The following is an 18,142-nucleotide window of genomic DNA, read 5'->3' as shown; positions in this document are numbered from 1 at the left end:
ATCGTGCGACCGACCGGGCAAGCGGCGACACTCCTCGGTCTCATACTGCCGGCTGTACCTTCGTGACGAGCTTCGCCACCCCGGGGTGGCGAAATCGGTCACAGATGTACAGCCGGTCGTCTCAGTCGTCCATCGTGACGGGCTCTTCGTAGATCTCCGAGAGGCGGTCCTCGAAGGCCTTCCTGATGTTGCGGCGCTTCTTCTTCATCGACGGCGTCAGGAGGTCGTTCTCTGCAGTCCACTCTCTGGGTACCAGCACGAACTTCTTGATCGTCTCGACTTTCTCTAAGTCCTCGTTGACCTCGTCGACGGCCTCCTGGATCCACTCGTGGACGCGGTCGTCGTCACACATCTCGGCCTCGCTGTCGGGCAGGTCGATCCCCTCGCGGTCGGCCCACCGACGCAACTGCTCGAAGTTCGGGACGAACATCGCCGCGACGAACTTCTGGTCGTCGCCGACGACCATCGCCTGTGCGACGCGGTCGCTGGTCGAGAAGGCGTCCTCGATCGGCTGGGGAGCGACGTTCTTGCCCGTCGAGAGGACAATCACCTCCTTGAGCCGGTCGTGGTAGATCAGGAAGTCGTCCTCGGTCTGCTCGACGATGTCGCCGGTGTGGAACCAGCCGTCGGGCTCGAAAGACTGGGCGGTCTCTTTCTCTCGGTTCCAGTAGCCGTCGGCGACGTTCGGTCCCCGGACCAGCAACTCGCCCACGTCCCGGCTGGTCTCGAAGTCGTCCTGATCGACGACGTGGGTGTCGAGCTTGACTTCCTCGTCGACGACGGGAACGCCCATCGTCCCTGGTCGCACGTCTTCGGGCGGGTTGACGCTGACGACCGGGGCGGTCTCGGTGAGACCGTACCCCTCGACGATCGTGAGGTCCATCCCGAGGAACGTCTCGCACAGCTCCTTCGAGAGGCTGCCGCCGCCACTGACCATGAACTCGATGTTGCCCCCGAGGTTCTCCTTGAGCTGGCTGTAGACAAGTCGGTCGCTGATGCCGTGTTTCAGGCGCAAGAGCGGCCCGGGATCGTCGGTCCGGGCCCACTCTCTGGCCACGTCGGTCGACCACTCGAAGATGCGCTCTTTGATCGGCGACTCGCTGGCCTGATCGCGCATCCGGTCGAAGATCCGCTCGTAGACGCGGGGGACGCTCGCACCGGTGTCGGGCCTGATCAGCTTGATGTCGTCGGCGAGCGTGTCGGGGTCCTCGACGTAGCCGACCGTCGCACCCGCGGCGAACATCACGAAGTGGCCGGCGAGCCGTTCGAAGACGTGTGCGAGCGGCAGGAAGGAGATCGAAGTGGTGCCCGGTGAGAGCGTCGGATGGTCCGGGTCCTTGTCGGGGCGGGGGGCGAGTCGCTTGTACACCTGGTTGACGTTCGAGCGGAAGTTTCTGTGGGTGAGCTTGACGCCCTTCGGCTGGCCGGTCGTCCCGGACGTGTAGATGAGGCTCGCGAGGTCCGACGGAGAGCGCTCTTCGAGCCAGGACTGGTAGCGGGCGTCGTCGTAGGCCTCGGCACCGATCTCGTGGAGCTCGCCCAGCGTGTACACGTCGTCGCGGTCGGTGTCGTACTCGTCGATGGTGACGATAAAGGAGAGGTCGAGTCGGTCTTCGACTTCGAGGAGCCGATCGAGCAGCGCCTCGTTCTCGACGACGACGGCGTCTGCGCCGGGATCGCTCAGGAGGTACTTGACCTGACGTGGGGAGGACTCGGTGTAGACCGTCGTGACGATGCCGCCGGCCGCCAGTGCCGCGAAGTCGGACAGCGCCCACTCCATACGCGTACTGGAAAAGAGGCCCACGCGCGTGTCGTGGTCGACGCCGAGTTCGCGAAAGCCCGCCGCGAGGTTGTGGACCATCGACTGCATCTCGTCGTAGGTGATCGAGGCGTACTCTCCGTCCGGAGCAGCCGGCATCACTGTGGGTGTCAGCGAGCGGTCGTAGGTGCCGCCCTTGTACAACTGGGCGGCCCTGTCCGAGTTTCGCTGTGCGGTGGCCTCGAACAGCTCCGGGATCGTCGTGTCGGCGACGACCTCGTCCGAGTACTCTCGCTCCGCTTCACGCCACGACGGCACCGTTCTTGACCCAGCCATGAGACACAAATACACGGTCGACCGTGATATAAATAGGGGCGTATAACTGCCTCAGCGTTCCCGCTCGTTCCCGTTGCTCGGCGTTTACTGTCGCCTCTCCGAAAGGCCCAGCTGCTCGCCCGCGACCGACGGGACCGACCGCGCCTTTTAACGCGGCGGCCCTGCAAACACGCTTCATGACTGACGGGTGGTTCGCCGGGCTCGATCCCGACGACGACGAGGCAGCGGTCGCCGCGATCCGCGAGGACAGCGCCGACGAACCGGCCGAGTGGCCGCGGCTGGCCGTCGACGCTGGATTCGCCGAGGACACCGACGAGTACTACGACCGCCTGCGCGCCGCGACGACGGCGGCCGCGGAGCAGGCCGTCCAGGAGCGAGAGGGTGCCGACGACCGCCAGCTCGTCCACGCCGTGCGGTCGATGGCCGACTGCGAACGGACGGCAAACGAGCTGGCAGAGCGGGTCGCCGAGTGGGGCGAGAGCCGCTCGGCCGACGCTGGCAGTGGCGTCGAGTACGCCCGCGAGTTGGCCCGGGGAGACCCCGAAGATCCAGCCGGTGAGAGGGTGCAGTCGCTCGCCCAGCGGGTGGTCGATCTCGACGAGGAAGCCGACCGTCTCAGAGCGTACATCGACCGGACGGCTCCCGAGGTCGCGCCGAACCTGGCGGCACTGGCCGGGCCCGTCCTGGCCGCTCGGCTCGTCTCGCTGGCCGGCGGGCTCGAATCGCTCGCGAAAAAGCCCAGTGGGACGGTGCAGGTCCTGGGTGCCGAAGACGCACTGTTCGCGCACCTCCGTGGGTCGGCCCCCTCGCCGAAACACGGGATCATCTTCACTCACGAGGCGGTTCGGGGGACCCACCCGGACCACCGCGGGTCGGCCGCCCGCGCGCTCGCGGGCAAGCTCACCATCGCCGCACGGATCGACCACTACAGCGGCGACCTGCGCCCGTCCCTCCAGGCGGAACTCGACGAGCGCATCGAGACGATCCAGTCCCGAACGGGAGGTGACGGGGCGTGACGCTCCCGGACGGCGTTGAGCGCCACGACTTCGACGGCGAGACGGGACTGGCGACGCGGGGCGAGCCGGTGTACGGCGAGGCGACCGACGGTGCGTGGCGACGGTGGGACCCCGACCGCTCGAAGCTCGGGGCGATGCTCGCACTCGGGATGGAGACCGGTCTGACCGGCGGCGAGACGGTGCTCTACCTCGGTGCCGCTGCCGGGACGACCGTCAGCCACGTCGCGGACTTCGCCGGGCCGACCTACGCCGTCGAGTTCGCGCCACGGCCGGTCAGGGATCTGCTCGACGCGGCGGCACCGCGACCGAACCTCTTCCCGCTGCTGAAAGACGCTCGCGAGCCGGATTCCTACGCCCACGTCGTCGAACCGGTCGACGTGCTCGTCCAGGACGTGGCGACGCGCGGCCAGGCACTCGTCGCCAACCGCAACGCACGCTTCCTCCGTCCGGACGGACGGCTCTTGCTGTCGATCAAAGCTCGCAGCGAGGACGTGACCGCCGATCCAGCGGCCGTCTTCGAGGACGTACTGGGGACGCTCGAAGAGTGCTACGAGATCGAGGCCAGCGAGTCGCTGACACCGCACCACGACGATCACCTCGGCGTCGTCGCCCGCCCTCGGCGTGACGGAACGTTTTAACGCCCGGCAACCGACACTGTGACCGATGGAGGAGACGGGTTCCGCCGCCGCGTTCGACCGGATGGGCACGCTCGGGATCGAAGAGGAGTTCTACGTCGTCGACGAGTACGGCCGGCCGACCGCAGGGTCGGACGAGCTGGTCTACGAGAGCGACCCGCCGACGATCCTCGACGGACGGCTCGATCACGAACTGTTCAAGACCGTCGTCGAGACCCAGACGCCGACACTCGACGGGCTCGGTGACGCACGATCGGCTCTGGAAGACGTTCGCAACGCATTGATCGATCACGCCGAGGCCAACGGCTTCCAGATCGCGGCGGCCGGACTCCACCCGCTCGCGAAGTGGCGCGAACTCGAACACGCTCAGAAACCCCGCTACCGCTCCCAGCTGGATCGCATCCAGTACCCACAACACCGCAACACGACGGCGGGGCTGCACGTCCACGTCGGCGTCGACGACGCGGACAAGGCCGTCTGGATCGCCAACGAACTCCGCTGGCACCTCCCGCTCGTGCTCGCGCTGTCCGCGAACTCGCCGTACTGGAACGGCTACGACACCGGGCTCGCGTCCGCTCGTGCGAAGGTCTTCGAGGGGCTCCCGAACACGGGCATGCCGACCGCGTTCGAGTCGTACGCGGCCTACGAGCAGTTCGAGCGCCGGATGGTCGAGACCGACAGTATCCGCGACCGGGGAGAACTGTGGTTCGACGTGCGACCACACTCCGGGCACGGCACCGTCGAAGTCCGGACGCCGGACGGCCAGCGGAACCCCGAGTACGTGCTCGCCTTCGTCGAGTACGTCCACGCGCTGGTCGCGTCCCTGGCCGACCAGTTCGAAGACGGTGCCTCGGGAACCGACACCCGGCGAGAGTATCTGGACGAGAACAAGTGGCGAGCGATGCGCCACGGCCACGACGCCTCGCTGCTCACCCGAACGGGGTCGACGGCTCCGCTGGGAGAACTGGTCGACCGGGAGTGTGACCGACTCGGCATCGACGGTCTCCGGACGCTCTACGACCGCGAGAGCGGCGCGAACCGCCAGCGCCGCCTCCGAAAGCAAAGCGTCGCCACTCTCGCAGACGATCTCGTTTTGCAAAAGAACGCGTAATTGGGTACTACCCCCACTCCACGTCACTTCGAACCCGTTGCGGGCATCCCGGTGCCGGCCGGGTCACCACGCCGGCCGAACGTCCACCTGCGGTGTACCATCCCATGCCACACCGCTACCGCTACATTGTGGGGTATATGCTAAATAGTTTCCGAGACATCTCGTCCGCGATAATGGCGGGGGGTATCAGCCATTCTTTAAGTGATATCCGTACAAAAGATATTTTGACCTTCCAGAAAGGACCCAAGCTTTTAGTGCGCTGGCGACTTCCGTCCTTCTAGAAACGACATGACGACAGACGACACATCCGACGATCACGAGGACACGGACGACGACTTCGGCGAGGACCCGTTCGACGACGATCCCTTCGACGAGGAACTGGACGACGACGTGGACGTGCGCGAACGGCTGGAAGAGGAGGCCGACCGCGCCGTCGAGTCCTTCGACGAGGGGATCGTCGACCTGCTGTCGTGGGTGCTGGACACGGAGACTCGGGCACGGATCTACGTCCACCTCCGGCAGCGCCCCGACAGCACGAGCGACGAGATCGCAGAGGGGACCGGACTGTACCCGAGCACCGTCCGAGAAGCGCTCGCGGAACTCCACGAGGAGGGGAAGGTCACCCGCCAGAAACGCGAGAGCGACGGCGCGGGGAACAACCCCTACGAGTACGCCGCGATGGCACCCAGCGACCTCGTGACGGACGTGGTCGACGAGGTCCAGTCGGAGCTCAACACCGTGTTCAACCTCGACGACTACCTGGGCGGGCGCGACGACGACACCGAGGACGCCGAGACCGACCCGGTCACCATCAGCGTCAGCGACGAGGCCGACGACGAGACCCCTGACGACGAGACGGCCGACAGCGACGACGAAACGGCCGCTGACGACGACGAGTAGCCACCTCGTCTCGTACTGCCGGAGTCGAAGCCCCTAAATCGAGAGCCCTTCTGCCACGTTGTATGAAGGTCGCGCTGGGTGGGACGTTCGATCCGATTCACGATGGTCACCGCGCGCTGTTCGAGCGTGCGTTCGAACTGGGCGACGTGACGGTCGGGCTGACCAGCGATGATCTCGCGCCCGAGCTTCGGGACGAAGACCGCTACGTCCGTTCTTTCGAGGAGCGCCGCCAGGACCTCGAGGAGGAACTCGCCGACTTCGCCGCGGAGTACGACCGCGAGTACGACGTTCGGGAGCTGACGGAACCGACCGGCATCGCCACCGAACCCCAGTTCGACGTACTGATCGTCTCTCCCGAGACCGAGACCGGTGGCAAGCGGATCAACGAGATCCGGAGCGAGCGTGGCCACGACACGCTCGACATCGAAGTCGTCCCACACGTCTACGCCGACGACGACGAGGTGATTTCGAGCACGCGGATCGTCCGCGGCGAGATCGACCAGCACGGCAACGTCACGCCCGACCGGGACGGTCGCCCGGAACGGGCCTGATGCTGCCGGCGTGCGATTCTGTGTCCGACCGAATCTTCACAGACGAGATTCCGAGGGCACGATCACCAGTCCGGGGCGTCCAGCCCGGCGTCTTCGAGCAGTCCTTTCCACCGCTGTTGAATCGTCAGCCGAGACACGTCCGCCGCGTCGGCGACGACACGCTGTGACCGCTCCTGTCCGCTGACCAGCGCACCGACGTAGAGGCTCGCCGCCATCACCGCACGCTTGGAGCGCTCCTCTTCGACCGGCATCGACGAGAGAAACAGATCGACCGCTCGGGACCGTGCCGTCCCCTCCAGGTCGAGTCGATCTGCCGTCGCTTCGAGATTCTCCAGCCACTCCTCGTGTTCCCGCCGGTCGCTCGCGCGGTACATACACCGGCGTTGGCCCCGATCGAACTTAAACGCTCGTCGGTGCCTCGGTTCAATTGTTACTATACTATATCCGTCACCCGACCGACGATCCACTATGTCGACGGTCAGCCAGCTCTGGACCGCACCCGACGCGGGCGAACCGATGGAATCGCACGACACGCTCGATGCAGTCGCCGACAGCGGTCTCCGCGGCGACCGGTACTTCACCGGCACCGGCCACTACGCGCCCTACGACGTGTGTCAGGTGACCCTGGTCTCCCGCGAGGCACTGACACACATTCGCGAGGCGTTCGACATCGACTTGCTCGACGGCCGTCACCGACGCAACGTCGTCGTCGACGGCGTCGACGTGGGCGAACTCCTCGACACGCAGTTCCGGATCGGCGACGCCGTCTTCGAAGGGACCCGACGCCGGCCGCCCTGTGCCCACGTCGAAAAGGTAGCCGACGAGGCAGGCGTCGCGCGTGCTCTGGGCGACGAACGCGGCGGTATCTGTGCGGACGTTGTCGAGTCCGGAGCCATCGCCGTCGGCGACGATCTCACCGTCGTCGAACGGCTCGACGACCCGGACTCGCTGGCCGACGCCATCCGGGACCGCGCCGGAGAGCGTTAAGTACTTGAAGCGGTCGGGAATAGCCACTCTTGAGCGCGGGTAGCCAAGCACGGAAAAGGCGTAGCGCTTAGGACGCTATCCCGTAGGGGTCCGCCGGTTCAAATCCGGTCCCGCGCATGAGCGAACGCAGTGAGCGAAGAGCAGGACTGATCTGAACCCTGGAAGCAACGGGCAGCGAACGGCTGTGAGCGAGCATTTCTTCCGCCGGTTCAAATCCGGTCCCGCGCATGAGCGAACGCAGTGAGCGAAGAGCAGGACTGATCTGAACCCTGGAAGCAACGGGCAGCGAACGGCTGTGAGCGAGCATTTCTTCCGCCGGTTCAAATCCGGTCCCGCGCATGAGCGAACGCAGTGAGCGAAGAGCAGGACTGATCTGAACCCTGGAAGCAACGCGCAGCGAGCGGCTGTGAGCGAGCATTTCTTCCGCCGGTTCAAATCCGGTCCCGCGCACTGACCGAATTTTTCGAGCGAGCAAACGAAGGAGAGAGCGGGCCGGATTCGAACTCCAGAAGACGAACGGAGAGGTGACTCGCCTCGTTCTCGGTTCGAAGCTACGGCCGCGGTTCCGGAACCGGGAACCGGAACTCGAAGACAGTGCCCTCTTCGCCGGTCTTCGAGAGGGCGACGGAGCCGTCGTAGCTGTCCGTGATCTCGCTGACCAGATAGAGCCCCAGTCCGTGGTCGCTCACCTGTGGTCGGTCGAACAGCGTCGCCAGTTTGTGTTCTGGAATCCCGTCGCCGTTGTCTTCGATCGTGACGACGACGGAGTCGTCGACGCTCTCGATGTCGACCACGATCTGCAACGATGGGGTCTCGTTGTGCTCGACCGCGTTTCTGAAGATGTTGGCGAAGATACGCCCCGCCAACTCGTCGGCCCGGACGTAGTAGTCTTCCTGGCATCGCAGCTCGACGTCGATGTCTGGACGTTGATCGCGCACCTTCTGGATCTCGTTTCGGACGACGTTCGTGAGGTTCGTCTCCGTCAGTTCTCGGCTGTCTTCGATCGTACTGAGTAGCGCACGTACTTCCTGGATGACGGTCGTTATCTCTTCGCCTTGCCTGTGGACGCGTTCGATCCTCTCGTCGTCGGGATCGATGGGTTCCGCGGCGTCCATCAACACCGACGTGTTCCCGGTGATCACCTGCGCAGAGTTGAGTACCTCGTGGCGCAAAATACCGTTCATCTGGTCGATCAGGTCTCGCTGTTTTTTCATGTGTTCCGCGCGAAGCGACTCGCGTTCTGCAGTCAGTGTGCTGACGACCACCCGAACCTGTGCGATCCCGACAACGAGGCCGATGCCGAAACCGACCGCGAGCGACCAGCGGATCCAACTCACGAGTATCCAGGTACTCTCTGTCGAGATCGAGGCCATGAGGACGACGTTGAACACGAGAAAACAGATCCCACCGGTCAGCCAGTACAGCTTGATCGTCGAGCACTGCTCGGTCGAAAATTCGCGCCGCCGTGACCACCGCGATCCGTAGATCATTCCGAGACAGGACGGGACGACTGTGAGGATGCCGACAATATACTTCGGCGTGAGCAGTACCGGCGAATCCAGTGCGTAGAGGGACACTGGCTCGACTGTCGTCCACACCAACAGCAGAAGTGCTGTGAGGCTAATCACATCGACGGCGTTAGAACGCGGCTTCGTCCCCAGATACCTCTCTATCACGTCCATCTATCTATCAGTGAGTCACAAAAGAGTCGTAGATGTTATCGATCGAAATAACAGCCCGGTCGACGACTCACGCCAAGGCCAGCCACCGGTTGGATGAACTATCGAAACGAGATAATACCTCTCGATTCGGACAGTGTATTTGCGCGCCACCGCACACAGCTATCGCACGGGGAGACTGGCCTCCTGCTCTCTGCGAGTTCAGGGTTTGTGTGTGAAGATGACGACGTTGCCGTCGTCGATGGTCGTACAGAGGTCGAGATCCATGTCCAGATTGAGCGACGTGAACTCGTTCTTGCAGACGACCATGTCGTCGAACGGCTCTTCGCAGGCCGGGCACGCGACGGCGGTCGTGTTCTGGTACGATGAGATCGCGTCGTTGTCTTCACGGGGGGTCAGCGACGCGACGAGTTCCTCGAAGTCCTCCATACTGATGCGGGCGGTGGCCGCGACAATAAATTGTGGGGCGAACCGACTCGGCCGTAACCGACGCGTTCAAGTCCGACTGCGCCGGGAACTGTTGCAATGAGTACAGACGGTGGCACGCGACTGGTCCTCGTCGCTGGTTCGACACGGACGGCCGAGATCGACGGTATCTCTGCGGCCGGGGCCGACGAATCGCTGCTGGCACACACACCCGCTGCCGACGCCGAGATCGTGCGCTACGGCGATGTCGTGCGAGCGCCAGCGGTCCCTCAGAGCCCGACCGGCTGTCTCACGCCCGCCGTCGTCACGCGTGCGGTCGTCGAGTTACTGGACCTGGACGTGACCGTCGTCGACGGCGGGCTCGCCGAGCCGAGCGGTGCGCCGACGGTGACGGTCGGCGCGAGGCCGGGCCGAGACGTTCGCGAGCAGGACCCGGTGCCGTCGGCACCGGGCGCGTTCGAGGCGGCCCGGCAGTTCGGCCGCTCGCTGCCCGCCGACGAGGTCGTGATCGGCGAGACGATTCCGGGGGGGACGACGACGGCACTCGGCGTCCTGCGGGCGCTTGGCGAGCGCGGCGTGGTCTCTTCGTCGCTTCCAGAGAACCCGATCGATCAGAAGGAGTCCGTCGTCGAGGAGGGACTGACCGCGAGTGCGCTGGAGCCCGGCGCGGCGGCCGACCAGCCAAAGCGGGCTGTCCGCCGGATGGGCGATCCGGTACTGGCCGTCGCCGCGGGGGTCGCGATCGGGGCGATCGAGACCGGGCGAGCGGTGACGCTGGCCGGCGGGACCCAGCTGGCGACCGTGGGCGCGCTCTTGCGCCACGCCGGCATCGAGGGGCCGCTGTCGCTCGCGACCACGTCTTTCGTCGACGGCGATCCCTCGGCCGACGTTCGCGGACTGGCAGCGGATCTCGACCTCGACCTGACGGTGACCGATCCGGCGTTCGATCGGGCAGACCACGTCGCGATGGAGCGGTTCGTCGCGGGCGAGGCCAAGGAGGGCGTCGGGATGGGCGGTGCGCTGGCGCTGGCCGATCGGGCCGAACTCGATCCGTCGGTGGTTCGAGATCGGGTCGCTGCGATCGCCGACGACCTCGCGTTCGAGCCCTGACGGCGGACAGCCATCTGACGTGCGTCTGACGGCCAGCAAACCTTTTTGACGCACCCCAGTAAAAGAGAAACGATGAGCGCGTTGCGCGAGTTCCTCGACGACATCGTCGCCGACACCGACGCGGTGTTTCTGTTCTCTCCGAGCGCGTCGCTGTACCAGTCGTTCGAGGACGACGACACCGAAGTCGTGGTGATCGCTCCGGAAAACACGGTCGACGCGGAGACGTTCGTCGAGTTGCCCCTGGAGTTCACCGACATGGCCGACCGGATTCGCTTCGGTGTCGAAGGTGCGCTCGAACAGGAGTACGTCGAGGAGGACGCCGACGTGGTCTGTATCGGAGACGTGTTCGCCGACACGCCGGACTCGATCGTTCGCGTCCAGGTCGCCGAGTTTTCGCCCTCCGGGGTCTACGGGCTGTTCGTCAACTCCCGGGCGGAGCCGTCGGTCATCAACGACGTACTGGACGTGGCCGTCGAACTCGGGAAGAAAGGACAGAAGGGCAAGCCGGTGGGCGCGCTGTTCGTCGTCGGCGACGCCGGGAAGGTGATGAACAAGTCCCGCCCGCTGTCGTACAATCCCTTCGAGAAGTCCCACGTCCACGTCGGCGATCCGATCGTCAACGTGATGCTCAAGGAGTTCTCCCGGCTCGACGGGGCCTTCGTCATCTCTGATGGTGGCAAGATCGTCTCGGCCTACCGGTACCTCGAACCGTCCGCCGAGGGCGTCGACATTCCGAAAGGACTGGGCGCTCGCCACATGGCAGCCGGTGCGGTCACCCGAGACACCAACGCCATCGCGATCGTCCTCTCGGAGAGTGACGGACTCGTCCGGGCGTTCAAGAGCGGTGAGTTGATACTCGAGGTCGATCCGGAGGAGTACTGATGCAGCTCGACTGGCCGGCGATCGTCCGCAGTCTGTTCTCGCGTGAGGCCGTGACGGCGGTCGCGATCAGTATCCTCGTTCTCGGGGTGTTGCTGGCATATCTCGCGTGGCGGTACATGCACTACTTCCTCAGCGACGCCGGCATCGACGAGGCCGTCGAGGGGACGGCGTTCGAGCGGACGGCCCAGCGGTTCGGAACGTCGACCGTCGGGCTGATCGCCACCCTCGTCGGCATCTCGCTCTACATCGCCGCGATGATGCTCGCAGGGGCCGTCTCACAGCGGTTCCGGGACGTGTCGCTGTGGTCTCCGTTCGTCGCCTACCTGCCGAACCTCTTCGTGGCGCTGTTTGCCCTCATGATCGGGCTCATCGCCGGAGACAAGGCGAAGCTCTCGGTCAGCGAGAAGTTCCGGAGCATCAAGCTGCCGGAGGCGGAACTGCTCCCCGAACTGGTCAAGTACAGCATCATCTTTCTGGCCGGACTCGTCGCGCTCGGCCAGCTCGGGGTCGCGACGGAGGCACTGTTAATCGTGCTCGCCGCCTACGCGTTCGGTCTCGTGTTCCTCGGCGGACTGGCGTTCAAACAGCTGCTGTCGGCCGGGGCTGCGGGCGTGTATCTCGTTCTCAGCCAGCCGTACAGCATCGGCGACGAGGTCCGCATCCAGGGCCAGCGTGGCATCGTCCAGGAGGTCGACATCTTCGTCACTCACATCGAGAGCGAGGGCGAAGAGTACGTCGTCCCCAACGATCAGGTGTTCGCTGGCGGGATCGTCCGGATCCGCGACTAGTCGTTCTCCGACCGGCCCAGCAGGTCTCGCAGTTGTTCTCTGTCGACCGTCCCCGACTGTGTCCTGGGCAGTGCATCGACCAGCGTGACGGTCTTCGGGACGGCGAAGTCCGCGAGATCGTCCGCGACTGCCTCGATCACCGCAGGGGCCGTGAGTTCGTCCGTCGCGGGGACCACCGCTGCGGCCACGCGCTGGCCCCACTCCTCGTCCGGAACGCCGACGACCGCCGCGGTTTCGACGGCCGACAGTCGCTCGATGGTGCGTGCGACGCGTGCCGGCCGGACGTTCTCGCCGCCGGTCACGATCATGTCGTCGACGCGGCCGACGACGAAACAGCGGCCGTCGTCGTCGCGGTAGCCCAGATCTCCCGTCCGGAACCCCCACTCGTCGAAGGCGTCTGCCGTCTGGCTCTCGTCGAGGTAGCCCGGCGTCACCGTCGGTCCCGAGACGACCAGTTCGCCCACTTCGCCGGGCTGGCACGGATCGCCGTCGTTCAGGACGGCGACAGACGTGCCGTCGAGGGGGCGTCCGACGGTCTCGGGCTGTTCGAAGGCCGCTGCCGGCGTCGCGGTCGTGATCTGTGACGCCGTCTCCGTCGTTCCGTAGGTGGGGTACACCGGCACCTCGGCGTCCCTGCAACGCTCGATCAGCGCCGGCCGTGCGGGAGCCCCGCCGAGCAGGACGAACCGGAGCCCGTCGGCCGGCCGCCACCCCTCGTCGAGGAGCCGCGTGAGCATCGTCGGGACCAGCGAGACGCCGGTGATCGACGCCGCCGAGAGGACGCGTGCGGTCTCGCTCGGGTCGAACGACCGCTGTAGCACTGTCGTGGTGCCGTACAGCGTCGAGCGGACGAGTGGGGCCAGCCCGCCCATGTGGTACATCGGCAGACAGACGAGCCAGCGGTCGCTCGCCGAGACGCCGAGTCGGTGGGCCGAGCCGACGGCGCTGGCGACGAGGTTCCCCCGCGTCAGCCGGACCCCCTTCGGTGCGCCGGTCGTCCCGGAGGTAAAGAGGACGAGCCGATCGGTACTGGCGTCGGCTTCGGCGGGCGGCCCGGCGGGCTCGGTCGGTTCGAGGCGTGCCACGTCCTCGGACGACGGTTCCGCGATCGAACAGACGGTGGCATCCGAGGGAGCGACCGCACGGGCCGTCGACTCGGTGGCGGGCGAACAGAGCACCGCGTCGACACCTGCCGTGGTGGCCTGGCGCGCGACGGTCTCGGTCGCCTCGCGGACGTTCAGCGCCACTGCGACACCGTTCTGGCGGGCGATCGCGAACAGCGTCGTCGCGAACGCCGGTCCCGTCGGGAGCACGAGCCCGATCCGGGGCGCTGGCTCGTCGACGAGCGCCGCCAGCCCGCCACGCCACGCCTCGACTCGGCTGTCGAACTCCGCGTAGGTCCATGTGTCCCCGCCGTCCGTGTCGATCAGCGCCGTCGCGTCGGGGGTCGCCCTGGCACGCTCGCGCAACAGGTCGTTCGACTGTCTGGGGAGCGGGTTCTCGACTGGCCACTCCTCGGGACCGGGTAGTCTCACCATCCGACCTCCTCGGGATCGATGCCGAGACCGTCGCCCTCGGGAACGGCGATGCGGCCGTCGCTCACCGGGGCCGGATCGTCCGTCAGGTCGTCCGCGAGCGCGTCGGCGGTCGCGAGCCCGCAGGGTTCGACGGCCGGAATCGCGGCCGCGACGTGGACCGCGGCCGCCCGTGCGACGGCGGCGTCGATCGTCGTCGTCACTATCGGCTCGATACCCGACTCTCGGGCCCGCATCGCGATCGTGTGGGCGTTGCCGGGGCCGCCAAGTACCATCGGCTTGAGGATCACGGCGTCGACGTCGGTGGCCAACACCGCTGCGGCCGTGTGCTCGCAAAAGCCCTCGTCGATGGCAACGCCGACGGTCTCGTTCCCGAGGGCTGCGTGGCCGTCGAGATCGGTGGCCGGCAGCGGTTGCTCGACGTAGGCGACGCCCAGCGGGGCGAACGCCTCGAACGCCCGGCGGGCGCTGTCTCGGTCCCACGCGCCGTTGGCGTCGACTCTGATCGTCACGTCGTCTCCGACGGCAGCACGGACCGCCCGCACGCGCTCGACGTCGTCCGCGACCGAGCGCACGCCGGCTTTCAGCTTCAGGCAGTCGAACCCGTCGTCGACCGCCGCTCTGGCCGCCCGCGTCGTCTCCTCGACGCTCCCGTCGCCGACCGTCGCGTTCACCGGCACCGAACCGGTCCCGGCGTCCGGATCGAACCAGCGGGCGAGGGACACGCCGTCGGCGCGGGCGTCGGCGTCGAGCAACGCCGTCGCGATGCCGTGGCGCGCCGCCGGCACCGTCGCCGCGTCCAGTTCCAGCAGCGCCGCGCTGTGGCCACGCTCCGCGTAGGTCTCTAGGGCCGTCGTCAGCGCCGCCTCGCAGTCGTCGAGCGACTCCGTCCAGCCGGGCAACGGCGTCGCCTCGCCGACGCCGACCGTCCCGCGGTGCTCGAATCCGACGACGAATCCCTCCCGGGACTCGATCCGGCCGTGAGCAGTCGACAGCGGCGTCGTCAGCGGGAGTGTGAATCGGTTCAGTGTCATGCTGTCAGTGCGAGGCCGAGGGCGAACAGTACCGAGTGGACGAACACCGTCTGGCCGACCCGTTCGAGGGCCGGGTTGAGCGCCTCACCGTCGGTGCGACGCAGGACCGTCTTCGACACGGAGACCGCGAGCGGCAGCGAGAGCAGCGGGGCCAGCACCGGGAGGCCGAACGCGTCGTCGAGAGCGAAGCCGATCGGGACGACGTAGGCCATCCCTACGAGCGCCAGGAACTCCAGTCGGCTGAAGCGGTAGCCGAACATGACTGCGAGCGTTCGCTTGCCGGCCTCGGCGTCGGTCTCGCGGTCGCGGACGTTGTTCACGACGAGGATCGCCGTCGAGAGGCCCGCGGCGGGGAGGCTGGCCACCACCGCCGTCGCGAGGCCGACCTCGGGGGGGAGCCACGTCGGGAACAGACCGACATCGCTGGTGGCCACCGCCTGGACGTAGTAGGTGCCGGTGACGGCCACGACGCCGAAGTAGACGAACACGAACAGATCGCCCAGTCCCCGATAGCCGTAGGGGTAGGGGCCGCCGGTGTAGAGGATCCCGGCGGCGATGCTCGTCAGGCCGACGACGAGGATCGGCACGCCACCGACCGCGACGAGGTAGACGCCGACGACCACCGCGAGTCCGTACGTGGCGGCCATCGCGTACTTGACCTGCCGGGCGGGGATGAGACCGCCCGCGGTCACGCGCGTAAATCCCTCTCGATCGTCCGTATCTGCGCCGTTGACCGCGTCGTAGTAGTCGTTCGCGAAGTTCGTCCCGATCTGGAGGAGCAGCGCCCCCGCCAGCGCTGCCAGCCACGGAAGCGACGCGAACACGCCGTCGTGGAGTGCCAGTCCGGCCCCGACGATCACGGGTGCCGAACCGGCCGGCAACGTCTGCGGGCGGGCGGCCATCACCCAGGCTCTCCGTTTGGACACGTCCGCCGTCGCCGTACTCATTGCTCCGTACTCGGGCTGGGAGGCCCAAAGCGACTGCGGTTCGATCGGGTCGGGAGCGCCACGGCTGGGGGGTGGCTTCGCGGCGCGACACGCCCTCGTGACACGGATGTCACCCGGTAACTGCAATGTCGCCAAATCGATATATACGGCACCGCCGTAGCTGGTAACGTGATGAAAGTAGCTAACTTCACGAAACGTCGAGACAGGGTGGTCGCATGATCCCGCTTCAGTCGGAACTCTTCGCCAGCGCCGGCAGTGGCGAGCTGTTCTTGCTCGCACGCCTCCTCTTTGGCGGCGTCCTCGCGTTCATGGGCGTGAACCACTTCACGAACACGGCAGACATGGTCGGTTACGCCCAGTTCAAGGGCCTGCCGGCCCCGAAGCTCTCGGTCGTCGGTTCGGGCGGCCTGCTTCTGTTCGCGGGGGCGGGGATCGCCGTCGGGGCGTTCCCGGTGGTCTCGGGCTTCGCGCTCGGGCTGTTCTTGCTGCTGTCGGGCGTCACGATGCACGACTTCTGGTCGATGGACGACCCCGAAGAACGGCAAAACGAGATGACGAGCTTCCTGAAGAACCTGTTCGGTGCCGGCGGCGCGTTCGCGTTCGCGGCCCTCGGTGCGGTCGCCTGGCCCTACAGCGTCGGGCTGGCGCTGTTCTAGATCGCCGACCCGCGTCGGGCGGCGAAATTTCACAGATTTCAGCCGACAGTATCAGTAGTGCCAGGGGTAGTCGTCGAAGTCCGGGTCCCGCCCCTCGTTGAACGCGTCCCGTCCCTCCTGGGCTTCGTCGGTCATGTACGCCAGCCGCGTCGCCTCACCGGCGAACACCTGCTGGCCGACCATCCCGTCGTCGGTCGCGTTGAAGCCGTACTTCAGCATCCGCATCGCCGTCGGTGACTTGCCGTTCATCCGCTCGGCCCACTCCAGTGCCGTCGCCTCCAGTTCCTCGTGAGGGACGGCCTCGTTGACCATCCCCATATCGGCCGCCTCGGCGGCGTCGTAGGTCTTCCCGAGGAAGAAGACCTCTCGGGCCTTCTTCTGGCCGACCTGCTTGGCGAGGTACGCCGAGCCGAAGCCACCGTCGAAACTCCCCACGTCGGGATCCGTCTGGAGGAACTTCGCGTGCTCGGCGCTGGCGATGGTCATGTCACAGACGACGTGCAGCGAGTGGCCGCCGCCGACCGCCCACCCCGGCACGACGGCGACGACGGGCTTGGGGATGTGGCGAATCTGGCGCTGCACTTCGAGGATGTGGAGTCGGCCGACGTTGTCGGGGGCGTCCTCGCGAAACTCGTCGAGCGAGGGCTCTTCGGACGCGATATTTTCGTCCGCATCGTCTCGCGGGTCGGTCCCCTCCCCGTTCGACCGTTCCGAGTCGCGTGGCGACTCGCTGTACTCGTAGCCCGACTCTCCCCGAATCGACTGATCCCCACCGGAACAGAACGCCCAGCCGCCGTCCTTCTCCGAGGGACCGTTGCCCGTCAGGAGCACACAGCCCACGTCGGTCAGGCGCTTTGCGTGATCCAGCGCCGTCGAGAGTTCGTCGACGGTCTCCGGGCGGAAGGCATTGCGGACCTCGGGGCGGTCGAAGGCGATCCGGACCGCGCCGGTCTCTCTGGCGCGGTGATAGGTGATGTCCGAGAAGTCGTAGCGGTCGATCTCCACCCACGCGTCGGGGTCGAACAGCTCCGAAACCATGGCCGAGAGTGGGGCAGGGCCGCGCAAAAAGATACTGACCCGGCCCTGGACGAACGTCACCGATTACGGTGCCACACCAACGGTCAAGAGTGTCCCCCAGGTCCGATACCGGTCGACCATCGCCGCTCGCGTCTCCCACTCCTCGGTCGGGAATGCTTCCGCGGGTGGGATCTCGATTTCTTCGTCCGGGATCGTGTCCTGCGTGGCGACGTGCAGGCCGGCCTCGCGGAACAGCGACCGGTACTCCGCACGACTCCAAAGCGACATCGGAGCGTCGATCCGGTCTCGCCAGCGGTGTGATTGCTCGGACTCCTCGTAGAAGTTCACCGCACAGAAGAAGGTCCCTCCGGGCCGAAGGACTCGTCGGATCTCTTCGAGGACGGAAATCGGCTGCCTGGCGAAGAAGAACGTCTCCATACTCCAGACGTGATCGACGCTGTCGGCGGCGAGAGGCAACTGGTGGCAATCGCCTCCCGCAAAGTCGAGCGCGCCGGTGTCCGTGTGATCGCTCGCCGCCGAGGCCATCTCTCGACTCACGTCGAGACCGATGCCGCGGTCGATGGCTTTCGTTTCGTGCAACGCTCGCAGCGCGTACCCGGACCCCGTCCCGAGGTCGAGCACCGTGTCCCCGGCCTCGACAGGCATCCGGGCGAGCGCCCGCTTTGCCGTGTGCCAGTGGTGGTCTTCCATCTCACGCTCCCGCCCCGATGTCGCCCACTCGTCGAACTGATTGCTCGTCGACATTACCTGCA

General features: G+C 66.4%; 19 protein-coding genes and 1 tRNA gene. 11 read left to right on the top strand and 9 right to left on the bottom strand.

The window, feature by feature from the left end; all coding sequences use genetic code 11:
- Positions 1 to 121: 121 nt before the first annotated feature.
- Positions 122 to 2,095, bottom strand: coding sequence for a long-chain fatty acid--CoA ligase (locus ACAH01_RS09590; RefSeq protein WP_170094221.1), 1,974 nt, complete (start codon positions 2,093 to 2,095; stop codon positions 122 to 124).
- Positions 2,096 to 2,271: 176 nt separating this feature from the next.
- Between ACAH01_RS09590 and ACAH01_RS09585 the strand changes: the two genes are divergently transcribed.
- The 5 genes from ACAH01_RS09585 (at position 2,272) to ACAH01_RS09565 (ending at position 6,308) form a co-directional block, all read left to right on the top strand.
- Positions 2,272 to 3,111 (top strand): NOP5/NOP56 family protein, encoded by an 840-nt coding sequence (locus ACAH01_RS09585; protein WP_153553359.1) that lies wholly within the window; start codon positions 2,272 to 2,274, stop codon positions 3,109 to 3,111.
- Positions 3,108 to 3,749: a fibrillarin-like rRNA/tRNA 2'-O-methyltransferase gene (locus ACAH01_RS09580; RefSeq protein ID WP_170094223.1), complete on the top strand. Its 642-nt coding sequence runs from the start codon at positions 3,108 to 3,110 to the stop codon at positions 3,747 to 3,749. The genes ACAH01_RS09585 and ACAH01_RS09580 overlap by 4 nt, the downstream gene beginning before the upstream one ends.
- Positions 3,750 to 3,774: 25 nt before the next feature.
- The gene (locus ACAH01_RS09575) at positions 3,775 to 4,857 is read left to right on the top strand and encodes a glutamate--cysteine ligase (protein ID WP_372479021.1); all 1,083 of its coding nucleotides are present in this window, start codon (positions 3,775 to 3,777) and stop codon (positions 4,855 to 4,857) included.
- Between the two features lie 288 nt (positions 4,858 to 5,145).
- Positions 5,146 to 5,757 carry a helix-turn-helix domain-containing protein gene (locus tag ACAH01_RS09570; protein WP_372479020.1) on the top strand — a complete coding sequence of 204 codons (612 nt, stop codon included), beginning with the start codon at positions 5,146 to 5,148 and terminating at the stop codon, positions 5,755 to 5,757.
- Positions 5,758 to 5,819: 62 nt separating this feature from the next.
- The gene (locus ACAH01_RS09565; protein WP_170094226.1) at positions 5,820 to 6,308 is read left to right on the top strand and encodes a phosphopantetheine adenylyltransferase; all 489 of its coding nucleotides are present in this window, start codon (positions 5,820 to 5,822) and stop codon (positions 6,306 to 6,308) included.
- Between the two features lie 62 nt (positions 6,309 to 6,370).
- Here the strand turns inward: ACAH01_RS09565 and ACAH01_RS09560 are convergent, their stop codons facing one another.
- Complete coding sequence (locus tag ACAH01_RS09560; protein ID WP_018256069.1) at positions 6,371 to 6,682, bottom strand: cyclin; 312 nt, start codon at positions 6,680 to 6,682, stop codon at positions 6,371 to 6,373.
- Positions 6,683 to 6,776: 94 nt separating this feature from the next.
- On the opposite strand from ACAH01_RS09560, the gene ACAH01_RS09555 reads away from it, so the two are divergent.
- Together ACAH01_RS09555 and ACAH01_RS09550 are read left to right on the top strand one after the other, a co-directional pair.
- A complete protein-coding gene (locus ACAH01_RS09555) occupies positions 6,777 to 7,295 on the top strand; it encodes an MOSC domain-containing protein (protein ID WP_372479019.1) in 519 nt (172 codons plus the stop codon).
- A gap of 33 nt (positions 7,296 to 7,328) precedes the next feature.
- A tRNA-Leu gene (locus ACAH01_RS09550) sits at positions 7,329 to 7,412 on the top strand.
- A gap of 434 nt (positions 7,413 to 7,846) precedes the next feature.
- Here the strand turns inward: ACAH01_RS09550 and ACAH01_RS09545 are convergent.
- Positions 7,847 to 8,872: a sensor histidine kinase gene (locus ACAH01_RS09545; RefSeq protein ID WP_372479018.1), complete on the bottom strand. Its 1,026-nt coding sequence runs from the start codon at positions 8,870 to 8,872 to the stop codon at positions 7,847 to 7,849.
- A 303-nt stretch (positions 8,873 to 9,175) separates the two neighbouring features.
- Positions 9,176 to 9,403 (bottom strand): hypothetical protein, encoded by a 228-nt coding sequence (locus ACAH01_RS09540; protein ID WP_170094229.1) that lies wholly within the window; start codon positions 9,401 to 9,403, stop codon positions 9,176 to 9,178.
- 96 nt (positions 9,404 to 9,499) lie between these two features.
- On the opposite strand from ACAH01_RS09540, the gene ACAH01_RS09535 reads away from it, so the two are divergent.
- The 3 genes from ACAH01_RS09535 (at position 9,500) to ACAH01_RS09525 (ending at position 12,180) form a co-directional block, all read left to right on the top strand.
- A complete protein-coding gene (locus ACAH01_RS09535) occupies positions 9,500 to 10,510 on the top strand; it encodes a nicotinate-nucleotide--dimethylbenzimidazole phosphoribosyltransferase (protein WP_372479017.1) in 1,011 nt (336 codons plus the stop codon).
- Positions 10,511 to 10,582: 72 nt separating this feature from the next.
- Positions 10,583 to 11,392 carry a diadenylate cyclase DacZ gene (gene dacZ / locus ACAH01_RS09530; RefSeq protein ID WP_170094231.1) on the top strand — a complete coding sequence of 270 codons (810 nt, stop codon included), beginning with the start codon at positions 10,583 to 10,585 and terminating at the stop codon, positions 11,390 to 11,392.
- Entirely contained in the window at positions 11,392 to 12,180 is a 789-nt protein-coding gene (locus ACAH01_RS09525; RefSeq protein ID WP_208627967.1) for a mechanosensitive ion channel domain-containing protein, read from the top strand. The genes dacZ and ACAH01_RS09525 overlap by 1 nt, the downstream gene beginning before the upstream one ends.
- Here ACAH01_RS09525 and ACAH01_RS09520 read toward each other — a convergent pair.
- From ACAH01_RS09520 to ACAH01_RS09510, 3 genes are read right to left on the bottom strand one after another with little or no spacing between them, the layout of a single operon-like run.
- Positions 12,177 to 13,718, bottom strand: a complete 1,542-nt coding sequence (locus ACAH01_RS09520; protein ID WP_372479016.1) for an AMP-binding protein — start codon at positions 13,716 to 13,718, stop codon at positions 12,177 to 12,179. The genes ACAH01_RS09525 and ACAH01_RS09520 overlap by 4 nt on opposite strands.
- Positions 13,712 to 14,749, bottom strand: coding sequence for a mandelate racemase/muconate lactonizing enzyme family protein (locus ACAH01_RS09515; protein ID WP_372479015.1), 1,038 nt, complete (start codon positions 14,747 to 14,749; stop codon positions 13,712 to 13,714). The genes ACAH01_RS09520 and ACAH01_RS09515 overlap by 7 nt, the downstream gene beginning before the upstream one ends.
- Positions 14,746 to 15,696 (bottom strand): 1,4-dihydroxy-2-naphthoate polyprenyltransferase, encoded by a 951-nt coding sequence (locus ACAH01_RS09510; RefSeq protein ID WP_372479014.1) that lies wholly within the window; start codon positions 15,694 to 15,696, stop codon positions 14,746 to 14,748. Before ACAH01_RS09510 ends, ACAH01_RS09515 begins: the two co-directional genes overlap by 4 nt.
- A 215-nt stretch (positions 15,697 to 15,911) precedes the next feature.
- Between ACAH01_RS09510 and ACAH01_RS09505 the strand changes: the two genes are divergently transcribed.
- Positions 15,912 to 16,352 (top strand): DoxX family protein, encoded by a 441-nt coding sequence (locus ACAH01_RS09505; RefSeq protein ID WP_208627971.1) that lies wholly within the window; start codon positions 15,912 to 15,914, stop codon positions 16,350 to 16,352.
- A 51-nt stretch (positions 16,353 to 16,403) separates the two neighbouring features.
- On the opposite strand, the gene ACAH01_RS09500 is transcribed toward ACAH01_RS09505, so the two are convergent.
- Together ACAH01_RS09500 and ACAH01_RS09495 are read right to left on the bottom strand one after the other, a co-directional pair.
- The gene (locus ACAH01_RS09500) at positions 16,404 to 17,390 is read right to left on the bottom strand and encodes a 1,4-dihydroxy-2-naphthoyl-CoA synthase (protein WP_372479013.1); all 987 of its coding nucleotides are present in this window, start codon (positions 17,388 to 17,390) and stop codon (positions 16,404 to 16,406) included.
- A gap of 63 nt (positions 17,391 to 17,453) precedes the next feature.
- Positions 17,454 to 18,134 carry a class I SAM-dependent methyltransferase gene (locus ACAH01_RS09495; RefSeq protein WP_170094238.1) on the bottom strand — a complete coding sequence of 227 codons (681 nt, stop codon included), beginning with the start codon at positions 18,132 to 18,134 and terminating at the stop codon, positions 17,454 to 17,456.
- Positions 18,135 to 18,142: the final 8 nt, after the last annotated feature.

This window comes from Halomicrobium sp. HM KBTZ05 (assembly GCF_041530035.1).
In the GTDB taxonomy this organism is placed as follows: domain Archaea; phylum Halobacteriota; class Halobacteria; order Halobacteriales; family Haloarculaceae; genus Halomicrobium.
Note: the sequence above shows the minus strand (reverse complement) of the source record. Positions and strands in the feature narration are given on the sequence as shown.

Coding starts and splice junctions, on each gene's coding strand:
- ACAH01_RS09555 (WP_372479019.1), top strand. CDS start 6,777: ATGTCGACGGTCAGCCAGCTCTGGACCGCACCCGACGCGGGCGAACCG.
- ACAH01_RS09535 (WP_372479017.1), top strand. CDS start 9,500: ATGAGTACAGACGGTGGCACGCGACTGGTCCTCGTCGCTGGTTCGACA.
- dacZ (WP_170094231.1), top strand. CDS start 10,583: ATGAGCGCGTTGCGCGAGTTCCTCGACGACATCGTCGCCGACACCGAC.
- ACAH01_RS09590 (WP_170094221.1), bottom strand. CDS start 2,095: ATGGCTGGGTCAAGAACGGTGCCGTCGTGGCGTGAAGCGGAGCGAGAG.
- ACAH01_RS09505 (WP_208627971.1), top strand. CDS start 15,912: ATGATCCCGCTTCAGTCGGAACTCTTCGCCAGCGCCGGCAGTGGCGAG.
- ACAH01_RS09520 (WP_372479016.1), bottom strand. CDS start 13,718: ATGGTGAGACTACCCGGTCCCGAGGAGTGGCCAGTCGAGAACCCGCTC.
- ACAH01_RS09515 (WP_372479015.1), bottom strand. CDS start 14,749: ATGACACTGAACCGATTCACACTCCCGCTGACGACGCCGCTGTCGACT.
- ACAH01_RS09570 (WP_372479020.1), top strand. CDS start 5,146: ATGACGACAGACGACACATCCGACGATCACGAGGACACGGACGACGAC.
- ACAH01_RS09575 (WP_372479021.1), top strand. CDS start 3,775: ATGGAGGAGACGGGTTCCGCCGCCGCGTTCGACCGGATGGGCACGCTC.
- ACAH01_RS09565 (WP_170094226.1), top strand. CDS start 5,820: ATGAAGGTCGCGCTGGGTGGGACGTTCGATCCGATTCACGATGGTCAC.
- ACAH01_RS09510 (WP_372479014.1), bottom strand. CDS start 15,696: ATGAGTACGGCGACGGCGGACGTGTCCAAACGGAGAGCCTGGGTGATG.
- ACAH01_RS09500 (WP_372479013.1), bottom strand. CDS start 17,390: ATGGTTTCGGAGCTGTTCGACCCCGACGCGTGGGTGGAGATCGACCGC.
- ACAH01_RS09540 (WP_170094229.1), bottom strand. CDS start 9,403: ATGGAGGACTTCGAGGAACTCGTCGCGTCGCTGACCCCCCGTGAAGAC.
- ACAH01_RS09585 (WP_153553359.1), top strand. CDS start 2,272: ATGACTGACGGGTGGTTCGCCGGGCTCGATCCCGACGACGACGAGGCA.
- ACAH01_RS09495 (WP_170094238.1), bottom strand. CDS start 18,134: ATGTCGACGAGCAATCAGTTCGACGAGTGGGCGACATCGGGGCGGGAG.
- ACAH01_RS09560 (WP_018256069.1), bottom strand. CDS start 6,682: ATGTACCGCGCGAGCGACCGGCGGGAACACGAGGAGTGGCTGGAGAAT.
- ACAH01_RS09525 (WP_208627967.1), top strand. CDS start 11,392: ATGCAGCTCGACTGGCCGGCGATCGTCCGCAGTCTGTTCTCGCGTGAG.